Raw genomic sequence first — 12,506 nt, forward strand, 5'->3', positions numbered from 1 at the left:
CCGATGCGCCTGATCCGTATTTTGTTGATGGTTTTGGTTGTCGTGGTGCTTGGCGCGATCGGACTTGTGCTGGCACTGCCGGGTGAGAAAATCGCGCGTCTGGCCGCCGACCAGGTAAGGGCGCAGACCGGACGCGCGTTGACGTTCGAAGGGGATGTCGGGATCAGCTGGTATCCTGTGTTCGGAGTGTCGACCGGGCCGGTTCGGTTGTCGAATGCGCAATGGTCGGATGCTGGGCCGATGTTCACGGCGGAAAGCGCGGCCATAGGTGTGGATGTGTTGAGTGCGTTGCGCGGAAACATCCGGATCACCAAGGTCGAGGCGGTGGCGCCGCAGATTTTGCTGGAAAGATCGGCAGACGGGAAGGCGAACTGGGAACTGTTTCCGCCAACGGATGCGCCGGCACGAGGCGGCAGTTCCGGCGGCCGCGTCAAGAGCCTGTCCTTGGAGGTACTGAGCATCGAGGGCGCGGGGTTGCGATATGTGGATCACGGTGGCGACAGCTTTGCGTTGCGCGATGTGGATTTGGAACTGCGCTGGCCCGATCTGGATCAGCCGGCCGAAGTTGGCGTGACGCTGCGTCCGGCGGGCAAGGCCGTAACGGCGGCTGCAACGGTTGGACAGTTGCGGGCCTTGTTGGCGGGCGAGGTATCGAGCGTGATGGCGAAGGTTTCGGCGCCTGGTGGCACAGTGGAATTTGACGGGCGCATCGGGATCAGGCCGGAAGCGGCCGGGCGGGTGGAGGCCGATCTGTCGGATATGGCGGACTTTGCGGCTGCAATCGGTTTCCCGGGTGCGCCGAAGGGGCCGGCCCGGTTCAAGGGCGACGTGACAGTGACAGGGGATGGCAGGATCAGCCTGCGCGACGGTTCTGTGACGGCACTGGGCAACATGTTGAAAGCCGAGGTCGACGTGACCCCTGGCAGCGCGCGACCGATGGTGACGGCCAACATCGTGGCCGGGCGCCTGGATCTTGGAGCATTGTCGGGCGGGTCAGATGGTGGTGCGACGGAACCGGCATCCTCGGGCTGGTCGAAAACGCCGATCGATGTCTCGGCCCTGGGTCTGATGAATGGCCGGATCGACTTTGCCGCCGAGACCGTCGACTTTGGCGGGCTGGTCGCGCAGCAGGCGCGCGGAAACGTGACGATCGAGAATGCCCGCGCGGTTTTCACGCTGACGCAATTGACCGCGTATGAAGGCGCTGTGACGGGGTCGCTTGTCGCCAATAATCGAAGCGGGCTGTCGGTGCGGGGGGATCTGAAGATCCTTCAGATCGCGCTCAAGAAGGCGCTTGGCGCCGCGGCGGGGCTTGACCGGTTCACCGGCAAGGCCGATCTGGACATGGACTTTCTGGGCACGGGGGCGTCGGTTCATGACATCATGCAATCGTTGGGTGGCAAGGGGCAGGTTGCTGTCGGGCGCGGTACGATCGAGGGGATCGATCTTGACCGGCTGTTTCGCGGAGACCCGACCGGAGGAACCACCGTGTTCGACCGGATGGCGGCCAGCTGGGTCATCGAGAATGGCGTTTTGCGAAATGACGATCTGTTGATGGAACTGCCCAGGGTGATCGCCAAGGGGGCCGGTACGGTTGGGCTGGGGCAGCGGCAAATCAACTACAGGCTGACGCCGCAGCTGCGGCGCGAGGACGGCAATGGGCTGGCGGTGCCGGTCAAGATAGAGGGCAGCTGGGACAAGCCGCGTATCGCACCCGACATGGACGCCGTTCTGAAGCAAAATCTTGCTCAGGAACGCAAGGCCCTGGAAGAGGACGCCAGGAAACGTCTGGAACAGGAGCTTGGCATCGAAAAGCAGGAGGGACAGTCGACCGAAGATGCGGTTCGCAAGAAGTTGGAGGATGAGGCCAGGAAGGGGTTATTGAACCTGCTGGGCAATAACTGATCTGGGCTGCCCCGGATCCGGGGCGCTGGGCAACCCGGCCTGTTCGTGGCACAAGGCGGGATGTTGCTTGCCGCCCGAACGCCCCCTTCGCTGACAACTTTGATCCTTTTGACGGCCATGTCGGTCTTGTCTCTGAATATGTTCCTGCCATCGCTGGGCAACATCGCCAGCGAGTTTGGCGTGTCTTATGGCGTGGCGAACCTGTCGATTGCCGGATATCTGGCCGTGACGGCGGTTTTGCAGATTGTCATGGGGCCGCTGTCTGATCGTTATGGGCGGCGCCCGGTGATGTTGATCGGGTTGGCCGTTTTCGTGCTGGCCTCCATCGGTTGCTTTTTCGCGCGCGACATCTTTGTATTTCTGACATTTCGCGTGATGCAGGGCGGCGTGATCGGGGCAATGGCGCTGAGCCGGGCCGCCGTGCGGGACCAATATGAGGAGCGCGAGGCGGCCAGCCTGTTGGGATACGTGTCGATGGCCATGGCCGTGGCGCCAATGACCGGGCCCTTGTTTGGGGGGATCGTGGATCAGTGGCTTGGCTGGCGCGCAAATTTCGGCTTTTTTGCGCTTGCCGGGACGGGCCTGTTCCTGTTGGCCTGGTTTGACCTGGGAGAGACAAACCATAGCCGCTCTGAGACACTTGGGAAGCAATTCCGAACCTATCCTGAACTTCTGGGATCGCGTCGGTTCTGGGGCTATTCGGTGTGCATCACCTTCTCGCTGGGTGCGTTTTACGTCTATGTCACCGGGGCCGCGCTTGTGGGGGCGGTGGTGTTCGGCCTGTCGACGGCGATGATTGGCGTGGCGGTGGGGGGGATCACGCTGGGCTTCATCCTGGGCAGCTTCATCTCGGGGCGTCTGGCGGGGCGATATCCGTTGGGTGTGATGGTTCTGGCGGGGCGGATCTCGGCATTTGCCGGGCTGAGTATCGGGATTGTGCTGGTGTGGGCCGGGGTGGTGCATCCGGTGAGTTATGTTGGGTGCGTGATGTTTGTGGGGCTGGGCAATGGATTGACCATGCCTGCGGCCGGAAGTGGCGTGATGTCCGTGCGCCCGCAACTCGCCGGGAGTGCCGCGGGATTGTCAGGCGCGATGAGCGTGGCGGGGGGCGCTGGTCTGACCACGTTGACCGGGGCGGTGTTGACCCCGGAAAACGGTGCGTTGATGCTTTTGGCGATCATGTTGGCAAGTGTGGCGGTTTCGGGCGCGGCGGCGCTGTATGTGCGCTGGCTGGACATGAGGGAACCGCAGCGGGCTTGACCGGGGTCATGGGGTGTGGCACCTGTGTCGACATGAACGGGACATGCCTCATCTCTGTCGTCTATTATCCCCTGTCCATATAGGGCGGGACGGATTTCACGTGTTCAACCGCCGCATTGCCGGGGGTTGACGAAAAGAGGCACTTTCAAGTTTGTCGGCTCGCGGGCGGCCCCAATGGAAGGGACCGGTCATGGAAGGCCGAAAATTACGCTCGCTGGGCCTGTTTGGCTTTGGCGCGTTTGGCAAGCTGGTGGCGCGCGAGATGGGTGCGCATTTTGACATCACCGTGTGCGATCCGACCTATATTGGCGCGGTACTGGAGGATGGCCGCGCCTTTGCCATGGGCGACATCGAAGACGTTGCAGGGTGCAATATTGTGGTGTTGGCCGTGCCGGTGGCACGGATGGCGCATCTGTGCGCGTGTATGGCACCGCATTTGAGGCCCGGCACGCTGGTTGTGGATGTCGGGTCGGTCAAGTTGGCGCCGATGCGGGCGATGGCGACCCATTTGCCCGAGCATGTGGAAATCGTCGGTACGCATCCCCTGTTCGGGCCACAAAGCGCGGCGAGTGGGATCGCGGGACGAAAGATCGCGCTTTGTCCTCTGCGTGGAAATCGGTGGCGCCGCGTGGCGCGTTTCCTGCGCCGGTTGGGGCTGGAGGTGATCGTCACAAGTGCCGAAGATCATGATCGTGAGGCGGCGATGGTGCAGGGGCTGACGCATCTGATTGCCAAGGTGCTGGTTGAGATGGGGCCGCTGCCCGAGCGCATGACCACCGCGAGCTTTGACTTGCTGCGCGAGGCGGTGGGCATGGTCAAGGACGATCCGCCCACGGTGTTACACGCCATCGAGACCGCAAACCCGTTTGCCGCCGAGGTGCGCGGCGCGTTTTTCGAGCGCGCCGAGCGGGTGCGGAAACAGTTTGAGCGGGAGGGGTAGAAAAGCGCGCCGCGAAAGGCCCGGAGCGATGCCCCGGGCCTGAATCGTGGCGTTGGGATCGTGTCAGCGTTTGCGGTCGCGCCGGGCGCTCATCGGCTGAAAGGCCACGCCGACATGTGCCTCGCAATAAGGTTTGCCCGCCTGTACCGGCAGGCCGCAGAACCAGAAATCCTCGGTCGCGGGATCGCCGACCGGCCATTTGCAGGTACGTTCGGTCAGTTCCATCAGCGACAGTTTCTTGGCGGTCTTTTCGATCTCGTTGACCTTGGCCAGCGCCTCGGGGCTGATTTCGTTGGCCGAGGGCTGAGGCGGCAGCGGCTGGCCGGCCGGAATGATCGCCTTGCGCAGGTTTTGCGCCGGCTTGGCGGCCACGGCCGGTTCGGTTTTCAGGTCGGGTTTGGACTCTTCGGCCTTGGGTTTGGGCGCGGGTTTGGCTTTGGTGGCCGGTTTCGGTTTGGTGTCGGCCTTGGGTTTGGTATCAGGCTTGGCGGTGCCCGCGGAGCGGTTGGACAAACCCAGGCGATGGACTTTGCCGATGACGGCGTTGCGCGTCACCCCGCCCAGTTCTTTGGCGATCTGGCTGGCCGATTGGCCCTCGCCCCAAAGTTTCTTCAAAAGGTCTACGCGCTCGTCGGTCCAGGACATGGATGCTTCCTCAGCTAAAAAGCGACCCCCCTTGAGGCCGCCCCTGCATTTCTTGGTCAGGGGCCTATTCTAGTCACCCCGGTCCGAGTTACAAGGCAGAGAATCAACGCAGGGCTAAGAGGATGGCGATGCAGGAACTGGATATGGGGGTGCGCCGCTTCGGGCGGGTGAACTGGCTGGGCCTTTGGACGCTGATCTTGCGCGAAGTGTTGCGGTTTCTTGTGGTCTGGACGCAGACATTGCTGGCGCCCCTGGTGACGGCCGGTCTTTTCCTGATGATCTTTTCCATTGCAATCGGACCGGGGCGCGGGGCGGTCATGGGCGTGCCGTTCATCGTATTCCTGGCACCGGGGATCATGACGATGACCGTGATCCAGAATGCCTTTGCCAATGCGTCCTCGTCGGTTGTGATTTCCAAGGTGCAGGGCAATATCGTGGACACGCTGATGCCGCCATTGTCACCGCTGGAGATCGTGGTCGGGTATTTGGCGGGCGCCGTCGTGCGGGGGGTGCTGGTTGCGATGGGAATTTCCGCCGGCCTGTGGTTTGTGCTGGGGATCGGCGTGGTGCATCCGGTCTGGATGTTCGGATTTGTCGTGCTTGGCGGGGCGCTGATGGGCGGGCTGGGGCTTTTGGCCGGGATCGTCGCCGACAAGTTTGATCAGATGGCGGCGATCACGAATTTCATTGTCACTCCATTGGCCTTTCTGTCCGGCACATTCTATTCGGTGAATGCGCTGCCGGAGAGCTTGCAGGTGCTGACCCGTGCGAACCCGGTATTCTATCTGATCGACGGTGCGCGTTACGGAATGATCGGCGTTTCGGACGGCCCGCCCGTGACGAGTGCGATTGTCGTGGCCAGCGTTAGCCTTGTGGTGCTGGTGCTGGGGTGGGCGATGATCCACAAGGGCTACCGGCTCAAGAGTTGAGGCGTGTTCCCGGGGGCGCTGCCCCCTCTTGGCCCGTTGGGCCAATTCACCCCCGGGATATTTGTTGCCAAAAGAAGATGGCGTGGGCAGGGGGGATTACGGCCTGTGTTCGTTCAACGCCAGAAGGCGACCCATTCGATCAGGTCAAAGAACTTGCGCGCCAGCAGCATCGTGGCATCGCCGTCATTGAACAGCAAATCCGCGCCCAGCCCGGCAAGGATCAGTACGGCAAGAAACACGGCGATCGGGTTGGTCATGACGTACTGCGCCCCCGGGGTTACTTGATGGCGGGTTCAGATATGCCCGACCATCCCCGGGGGCGCAAGTGTGCTGTGTTGGCGGTTCAGATGCGCCCCATCAGGGCGGCCATGTCGGCCATGCGGGCGGAAAAGCCCCATTCGTTGTCATACCACGCCAGGACGCGCACCAGACGGTTGCCGATGACCTTGGTCTGGTCGGCGGCGAAAGTCGAGCTTTCGGTGGTGTGGTTGAAATCAACCGATACCAGCGGCGCATCGCTGTAGCCCAGCACCCCCTTCATCGAACCGGCGGCGGCTTCGACCATGGCCGCGTTCACGTCGGCCTCGGTCACGTCCTTTCCGGCGGTGAAGGTGAGGTCCACGGCCGATACGTTCGGTGTCGGGACACGGATGGCGGAGCCGTCGAGCCTGCCCTTGAGTTCCGGCAGGACCTCGCCCAGGGCCTTGGCGGCGCCGGTCGAGGTGGGGATCATCGACATGGCCGCGGCACGGGCGCGGTAGAGATCCTTGTGCCGCCGGTCCAGCGTAGGCTGGTCGCCGGTATAGGCGTGGATCGTCGTCATGATACCGCTTTCGATGCCGAAGGCATTGTGCAGAACCTTGGCCATCGGGGCCAGACAGTTGGTGGTGCAGGATCCGTTGGAGATCATGTTGTCATTGGCTTCAAGACGGTCATCATTCACGCCGAACACGATTGTTTTCTGAACGTTTTTGGCCGGGGCCGAGATCAGCACCTTTTTCGCGCCGCGTTCCAGGTGCTTTCGCGCCTTTTCTCCATCGTTGAAGTTTCCGGTGCATTCAAGCACGACATCAACACCGTCCCAGTCCAGTTCGTCCATGTCGTAGGTCGAGAACATGCGCATCGGGCCCTGGCCGACATCCAGTGTTCCGTTGCCTGCGATCACCTCGTTGCGAAAGCGGCCGTGCACGCTGTCGTAGCGGATCAGATGGGCAGCCGTATCCAGCGGGCCGGTGGCGTTGACCTTGACGACGCGAACGTCGTCGCGGGCCTCCTCGGCGATGTGCATGAGGGTGCAGCGGCCGATACGACCAAATCCGTTGATGCCGACTGTGACAGTCATGATGTTCTCCTGACTCGCGCAAATGTCTGAGTTCAATTTGAGGTTTCCTATAGTGAACGGGCCTTGGGGTGGGAAGGCAAAAAGGCCAGAAAAATAAAGTGTTAGCGATAAACGTGGCGACCTGACGCCCGGTGGCGCTAACGATTTGGATGCTGGTCGGGGACAGGCGGGTTGAGGATATTGCGGATCGGGCCTGAGTCGCATCAGGGGCGTAAGACGACAAGGGCGGTTGGGAATGGGGCTTGCCAATCCGGCCCGCCGGAGGTCTGCAACCGGGCGTGCACCGAGACAGGATCACGGCGCGCACGGTTGGGCATGTCCGGTGCGCCGTCATCACAATCCGGGGGGCTGGCGCGAAGCCGAGTCAGTTTGACACAATCGCCCCCCTTTTCACGATGCCGCAAACCTGCCAGAAATCATCTTTGATCAGGTTAGCGGGGGGGGTATGCCCGAGATACAGAAAATCCTCCATGTCGAGGACGACCCGGACATTCGGGAAATCGCGAAACTTGCGCTAGTCGATCTGGGTGGGTTCGAATTGTTGCAGTGCGAAAGCGGCGAGCGCGCGCTGGCAGAGGCCGAGGCGTTTGCGCCAGACGTGATCGTTCTGGACATGATGATGCCTGGGATGACCGGCATCGAAACCTTGGCCGGATTGCGTGAAATCGAAACGCTGGCAGAGACGCCGGCGATTTTCATGACATCGAAAAACGTCGCGACCGAGCATCAGGACGTGATCCAGACCGAGGCGGTCGGGGCGATCCAGAAACCATTCGATCCTGTGGCCTTGCCAGGTCAGATCCGCGAGATCGTCGCATCCTCCAGAGGATGAAGCCGTTATTCGAGCCCCGCGATGCTGCGCAATTCGTCCGACAGCACATCGGTTGCCAAAAGGATTTCGTAAAGCACTGCCTCTGTCAGGCGCGCGCCGCGGGCGCGATCGATCATGGATTCGGCCAGAGCGGCCTGTTGGCCGGCAGCCGTTAATCCGTAGGTCGCGCAGATGCCCGCCAGCTTGTGCGTGACGATGAACAGCTTTTCGAGCGTTTCGGGGCAGTTGCCCCGCGCCAGAAGTGTTGCGGTCAGATCTTCCAGTTCGGCCTCTCGCGCGGGCAAGCCGGACAGGAAATGGGCGCGCAGCCTGGCGAATTTGTCCTGGTGTTGTTGGGGAAACATGGGCCTACCCCTTTTCCTTTGAAACAGAGTGGAGCGGAAATTCCACGAAGAAGCGGGTGCCTTTGCCCGGCTCGCTTTCGTAGTCGATATGCGCGCCGTGATCGGAAACGATCTGTTGCGTGATCGACAGGCCAAGACCGGTGCCGTCGTGGGATCGTTTGTCCGAGCCATCAACCTGGGTGAATTTGCCGAAAACCAGATGCCTGGAGTTGTCAGGAATACCGATCCCGAAATCGCGGACTTCGAGCACTGCGTAGTCATCGTCCTGATAGGCCGCCAATTGTACTTCGCCGCCCGGGTGCGAGAATTTCACCGCGTTTGACAACAGGTTGTCCAGCACCTGCATCATGCGTTCGCCATCGGCAAGGATATTCAGGCCTGAATCGATCCGGGTGACATTCATCCGCACGTCATATTTGTCGGCATAGGGAGTTATCGACAGCGCGGCATCGTTGACCAGTTCGGCCATGTCCAAAGGGGCAAGATTATAGGACATCTTGTTGGATTCCATCTTCTGGATGTCCAGCAGATCATTGATCAGCGTGCTGAGCCGCTGGCTGTTCTTGTGTGCGATATCCAGCATGCGGGCCACGCTTTCGGGGTTCTTGGACAGGTCGCTGTCACGCAATAGCCCCAGCGCACCATTGATAGAGGTCAGAGGCGTGCGCAATTCGTGGCTGACCACTGATACGAACTGGGATTTGACCTCGAAGGCCTCGCGTGCCTTGTCACGTTCGGTGCGCAGTTCTTCAAGCTGATCAAGCCCGCTCTGGTAGAGGCGCAGGAAGATCATCGAACATTCCAGAACGAAGTAGAGCACGAAAATCGACGTGGCGAAGTGCAGCCACATCTTGGAACCATAATAGGGGCCTTCCGTCCAGATATCGTAAGCCGGGATAAATACGAACAGCCCGCCATAGATCAGCAGGCGCACGGCAAGAACCTGGGGCAGCTGGTGATTGTTCACCGCTGCGAACAGACCCGCCGCGAAAAGGAAGAACAGCGATGTAAAATGCTCTTCCGGCCCCTCCATCCGAGCGACCAGCAGGGTGAAAGTGGCCACGGCGATTGAACTGAAGAGGTTGGACAGGAACAGCATCGACAGCAGGCGGCGTGTCTGGCGCAAAGAGCGGTCGCGACGGCGCACGACCTTGAGCGACACAAAACTGTCAAGCAACTCGGCCGCCTGGCAGAACAGGTAGCTGAAAATGGCGACGACAACGCTGTAGTAAAACCCGGTCAGCAGCGCGGCGCCGAAATAGATGCCCTGCCTTTGCCAGAACAGGGCAAGCCCGCCGCTGGCAAAATCATGGATCTGTTTTTCCAGTCGGCGGGCGTTTTCCACCGAAGGCCGCCCCGTCAGGAAGCGCCCCGAAAGGAAGCGTTGCAGCGCGCTGCTGCCTGCGATCGCCTCTCCCCGGCCGTCTGGAATTTCAGTTTGCATTCTGCGTCTTTCGGTAATTTCGGGCGCGTTCTTGCGCCCTGTAGGTGCTTAGTGTCCCGAAAAAATGTGGCCGTAGCATGGGCAACCCGGGGCGGAATTCAGTTGTCTAGTTCATCCACAAGGTTTCGGGCAAGCGGTACTGGTGTCCTGCGTGGCAAAGCTCTGGCAGCGCACGTCCGCAGCGGGAGAACTCGAGCATGAGAAAGGTCGTGTCGATGTGGCTGGTCTTGTGAGGGATGTAGCCGGCCTGCGAGAATGTGCCGGTCGCTTCGATCACATCACCGGGAGACAGTTCGTCACGAAACCGCGCAATCATGTCATCGTTGCGCAAGGTAAACGCAACGCGTTCCGGATATGCATAGCCAGGGGCCGCCGCGCCGGTGGACGGATTTGGCGAGAGGTCTATCAAGAGGCGGCGTTCGGGCTCTTGCAGCAACAACGTCCCGGCGATTTCACCGCGGACGTGGAATGTCATGAAATAGGGTCTCATCGGGGCCTCTTGGCAGCTGGAATTTTGGTGGCGTCAACGTGGCGCCATGTCGTAAATCTGGCCCGGCAAGGTGGCGAATTCGTGGTGCTGGGTGGGTAATTCCGCGAAACTTGAAAGCCGTCCATGTGGCAGGCCCGCGAGCGCCTGCGGCAGAGCTGCGACATTCTGACCAGGCTGCCAGCTTACTATCGCTTAACGTGTGCGTCGGGGCGGCTTTTCTGCCACAGTGATAGCAACGTGAAGTCAATGATGTCTTTTTTTTGTAGAAAGAACGGCTCTTATGTGGCTCTATAAAAAGAAAAACGTTGAGGCAGTAGAATTGGGGCGCAGGTTTTTGTGCTGCGTGCCCGGTTGTTTTGGGGGCGGAAGCCTCCGGGATATGTTGGAGCGGCGCATGGCGCGTTGCCCCATCGGGGCGAAAGCTATTTCCCTACCGCCTTACGTGTTTTGTGGTTCCCGCCGCCGCGATGTCGTGGCGACGGTTGTGAAGGTGGCATTCGGTGATCGAGAGTTTCTGACACCCGAGGGGAATTGAGGACATGCTGACAACGACCCTGTCCTTTGAAAACCTGCATATTCACGGCGACCTTCTGGTCAAGCTGCTGAAGGCGCGCCGACAGTGTTTCATTGTGCAAAACAATTGGAACCTGCCCGAAGCGGAGGGAATGGAGTACGATCAGTACGACACCCCTGCCAGCCGGTGGATTGCAGTACACGAAGAAGGCGAAATTCTGGCGGGCATCCGCCTGACGCCCACCACGGCGAAATGCGGCATGTATTCCTACATGATCCGTGACGCGCAAAAGGGAATGCTCGAGTCAATTCCGTCAAACCTGCTGGATTTTCAAGCGCCGGTGGATCCGGATATTTGGGAATCCAGCCGGGTTTTCATCTCGCACAAGGTGCCGGCATCAAGACGGACCCGGGTTCAGGCGCAGTTGATGAACCAACTGATCGAAACGGCCCGCGAATTGGGCGCCAAGAAGGTGCTGGGGCTTGTTCCGGCGGTCTGGTCGCGCTGGATCGGGAGATTGGGGCTGGTTGCCGAACCGGCCGGACCGGTTATGGAGATGGACGGTGCCAAGGTGCAGGTGGCGCTGATGGATCTGACACATACGCATCACTGAGACATGCCGAGCGGCGCCCGGAAGCGCCGCCACAGGCAAGTTGTTCAGTTCGGTATCGGCTTAGCCATAGGCCTTGGCGCCGGAATCGTCATCGCGCAGGGCGTCTTGCAGCAGAACTTCGTAGGCGCGGCGTTCCATTTCGTTCTGAAATCCGGACCGGCGATGCACACGCATGGATTTGCGCAACATGGCAAGCACTTCGCGCTGGTTCTTGACGCGCTGTTCGGCATTTGCGGATGCCTTTTGCAGGGAGAATAATGCTCCGGCCCGCGTCAGCGAGCGCATCGAGACCGGCTCTCCCACGCAAACCTTGACATGCTGGCCGTCCACATGCAGCGACGGGGCGAATTCCAGGCGGCTGTTCAGATCGACTTCGAACTTGGGGTGTGAAAACCCGTTCAGGCGCGGGACGATGCACAGGAAGACGCCATTGCCGCGATAGGTTGCCATGGCGCCGTTATCTGCCAGGACCGAAACCGCTTCGCTTCCGATATCGGTCAGTATCTGACGGAATGAAATATGGCTGACAGATTCGAACAGGCGTTCGACACCGGAGATCTTGATTGCAAACACCGAGGCCCGCAACAGCGAAGCCCGCGACAACTGCATGATGTAGTTTTCAAAGGCGACATACCCGACCATTTGCGTGACGCCGACGATTTCAACCGGTTCGTTCAGGCTGTGTGCGGTATTGACCAACAGTTCCTTTTTCAGGGCCGACATCTCGGACACACCTTCGGTGACGCGGGCTTGTTCGCTGGCCAGTTTGTCGGCCACGCTGATGCGGCTGAACAATTCAAGAAAGTCGAAAGGCTTGGTCACGTAGTCGGTTGCGCCGGCGGCAAAGGCGGCGTCGATGTATTTCTTTTGCGACATTGCCGTCAGCATCAGGATCGGCTTGCGTCCGTATCCCTTGGTCTTGCGTATCTTGGTGCACAGAGCGATTCCATCCATCACCGGCATCTGGATATCCAGAAGGAAGCAATCGAACGGGTCGGTTTCGCGGGCGATGACGCGGATCGCTTCGGGCCCCGAAGGAGCGGTCACAAGCGTATGCGACGTCTTGGCGGCCACTGCCTCGGTCAGCAGGTCGCGGATGCTTTCGTCGTCGTCGACGGCCAGTATCTTCATTGTCTCAGCCCTTTCTGTTGGCTGTTCACTCCGGAAACCAGCATTGAAACCGTACATGTACACACCTGGCACAAATGGGACTCTGGGCCGGGCAAAGTAAAAACTGCTTAACGATTG

Annotated in this window: 13 protein-coding genes; 6 read left to right on the plus strand and 7 right to left on the minus strand. The window is 60.4% G+C overall.

Annotation, left to right across the window (positions count from 1 at the left end; genetic code table 11):
* Positions 1-3: 3 nt before the first annotated feature.
* From I3253_RS17000 to I3253_RS17010, 3 genes are all read left to right on the plus strand, one after another.
* The gene (locus tag I3253_RS17000; protein WP_197919015.1) at positions 4-1,905 is read left to right on the plus strand and encodes an AsmA family protein; all 1,902 of its coding nucleotides are present in this window, start codon (positions 4-6) and stop codon (positions 1,903-1,905) included.
* 99 nt (positions 1,906-2,004) lie between these two features.
* The gene (locus tag I3253_RS17005; RefSeq protein WP_332262143.1) at positions 2,005-3,165 is read left to right on the plus strand and encodes a multidrug effflux MFS transporter; all 1,161 of its coding nucleotides are present in this window, start codon (positions 2,005-2,007) and stop codon (positions 3,163-3,165) included.
* Positions 3,166-3,355: 190 nt separating this feature from the next.
* Positions 3,356-4,105: a prephenate dehydrogenase gene (locus I3253_RS17010; protein WP_197919017.1), complete on the plus strand. Its 750-nt coding sequence runs from the start codon at positions 3,356-3,358 to the stop codon at positions 4,103-4,105.
* Positions 4,106-4,168: 63 nt separating this feature from the next.
* Here I3253_RS17010 and I3253_RS17015 read toward each other — a convergent pair whose 3' ends face one another.
* Complete coding sequence (locus tag I3253_RS17015) at positions 4,169-4,750, minus strand: GcrA family cell cycle regulator (RefSeq protein ID WP_197919018.1); 582 nt, start codon at positions 4,748-4,750, stop codon at positions 4,169-4,171.
* Positions 4,751-4,878: 128 nt separating this feature from the next.
* Here I3253_RS17015 and I3253_RS17020 point away from each other — a divergent pair, with 128 nt between their 5' ends.
* Positions 4,879-5,679, plus strand: a complete 801-nt coding sequence (locus I3253_RS17020) for an ABC transporter permease (RefSeq protein WP_408647849.1) — start codon at positions 4,879-4,881, stop codon at positions 5,677-5,679.
* Between the two features lie 113 nt (positions 5,680-5,792).
* Here the strand turns inward: I3253_RS17020 and I3253_RS17025 are convergent, their stop codons facing one another.
* Positions 5,793-5,936 (minus strand): hypothetical protein, encoded by a 144-nt coding sequence (locus I3253_RS17025; RefSeq protein WP_197919020.1) that lies wholly within the window; start codon positions 5,934-5,936, stop codon positions 5,793-5,795.
* A gap of 86 nt (positions 5,937-6,022) precedes the next feature.
* The gene (gene gap, locus I3253_RS17030) at positions 6,023-7,021 is read right to left on the minus strand and encodes a type I glyceraldehyde-3-phosphate dehydrogenase (protein WP_197919021.1); all 999 of its coding nucleotides are present in this window, start codon (positions 7,019-7,021) and stop codon (positions 6,023-6,025) included.
* A 445-nt stretch (positions 7,022-7,466) separates the two neighbouring features.
* On the opposite strand from gap, the gene I3253_RS17035 reads away from it, so the two are divergent.
* Positions 7,467-7,853, plus strand: a complete 387-nt coding sequence (locus I3253_RS17035) for a response regulator (RefSeq protein WP_232237173.1) — start codon at positions 7,467-7,469, stop codon at positions 7,851-7,853.
* A gap of 5 nt (positions 7,854-7,858) precedes the next feature.
* Here I3253_RS17035 and I3253_RS17040 read toward each other — a convergent pair whose 3' ends face one another.
* From I3253_RS17040 to I3253_RS17050, 3 genes are all read right to left on the minus strand, one after another.
* Entirely contained in the window at positions 7,859-8,197 is a 339-nt protein-coding gene (locus I3253_RS17040) for an Hpt domain-containing protein (RefSeq protein ID WP_197919022.1), read from the minus strand.
* Positions 8,198-8,201: 4 nt separating this feature from the next.
* Entirely contained in the window at positions 8,202-9,641 is a 1,440-nt protein-coding gene (locus I3253_RS17045) for a sensor histidine kinase (RefSeq protein WP_197919023.1), read from the minus strand.
* 106 nt (positions 9,642-9,747) lie between these two features.
* Entirely contained in the window at positions 9,748-10,116 is a 369-nt protein-coding gene (locus I3253_RS17050; protein WP_197919024.1) for a hypothetical protein, read from the minus strand.
* A gap of 554 nt (positions 10,117-10,670) precedes the next feature.
* On the opposite strand from I3253_RS17050, the gene I3253_RS17055 reads away from it, so the two are divergent.
* Positions 10,671-11,258, plus strand: a complete 588-nt coding sequence (locus I3253_RS17055; protein WP_197919025.1) for an acyl-homoserine-lactone synthase — start codon at positions 10,671-10,673, stop codon at positions 11,256-11,258.
* A gap of 60 nt (positions 11,259-11,318) precedes the next feature.
* Here the strand turns inward: I3253_RS17055 and I3253_RS17060 are convergent, their stop codons facing one another.
* Positions 11,319-12,389, minus strand: coding sequence for a response regulator (locus tag I3253_RS17060; protein WP_197919026.1), 1,071 nt, complete (start codon positions 12,387-12,389; stop codon positions 11,319-11,321).
* Positions 12,390-12,506: the final 117 nt, after the last annotated feature.

Origin of the sequence: Thiosulfatihalobacter marinus (genome assembly GCF_016019955.1) — a bacterium.
GTDB lineage: Bacteria > Pseudomonadota > Alphaproteobacteria > Rhodobacterales > Rhodobacteraceae > Shimia > Shimia marinus_A.

Coding starts and splice junctions, on each gene's coding strand:
- gap (WP_197919021.1), bottom strand. CDS start 7,021: ATGACTGTCACAGTCGGCATCAACGGATTTGGTCGTATCGGCCGCTGC.
- I3253_RS17010 (WP_197919017.1), top strand. CDS start 3,356: ATGGAAGGCCGAAAATTACGCTCGCTGGGCCTGTTTGGCTTTGGCGCG.
- I3253_RS17015 (WP_197919018.1), bottom strand. CDS start 4,750: ATGTCCTGGACCGACGAGCGCGTAGACCTTTTGAAGAAACTTTGGGGC.
- I3253_RS17050 (WP_197919024.1), bottom strand. CDS start 10,116: ATGACATTCCACGTCCGCGGTGAAATCGCCGGGACGTTGTTGCTGCAA.
- I3253_RS17025 (WP_197919020.1), bottom strand. CDS start 5,936: ATGACCAACCCGATCGCCGTGTTTCTTGCCGTACTGATCCTTGCCGGG.
- I3253_RS17045 (WP_197919023.1), bottom strand. CDS start 9,641: ATGCAAACTGAAATTCCAGACGGCCGGGGAGAGGCGATCGCAGGCAGC.
- I3253_RS17060 (WP_197919026.1), bottom strand. CDS start 12,389: ATGAAGATACTGGCCGTCGACGACGACGAAAGCATCCGCGACCTGCTG.
- I3253_RS17055 (WP_197919025.1), top strand. CDS start 10,671: ATGCTGACAACGACCCTGTCCTTTGAAAACCTGCATATTCACGGCGAC.
- I3253_RS17020 (WP_408647849.1), top strand. CDS start 4,879: ATGCAGGAACTGGATATGGGGGTGCGCCGCTTCGGGCGGGTGAACTGG.
- I3253_RS17035 (WP_232237173.1), top strand. CDS start 7,467: ATGCCCGAGATACAGAAAATCCTCCATGTCGAGGACGACCCGGACATT.
- I3253_RS17040 (WP_197919022.1), bottom strand. CDS start 8,197: ATGTTTCCCCAACAACACCAGGACAAATTCGCCAGGCTGCGCGCCCAT.
- I3253_RS17000 (WP_197919015.1), top strand. CDS start 4: ATGCGCCTGATCCGTATTTTGTTGATGGTTTTGGTTGTCGTGGTGCTT.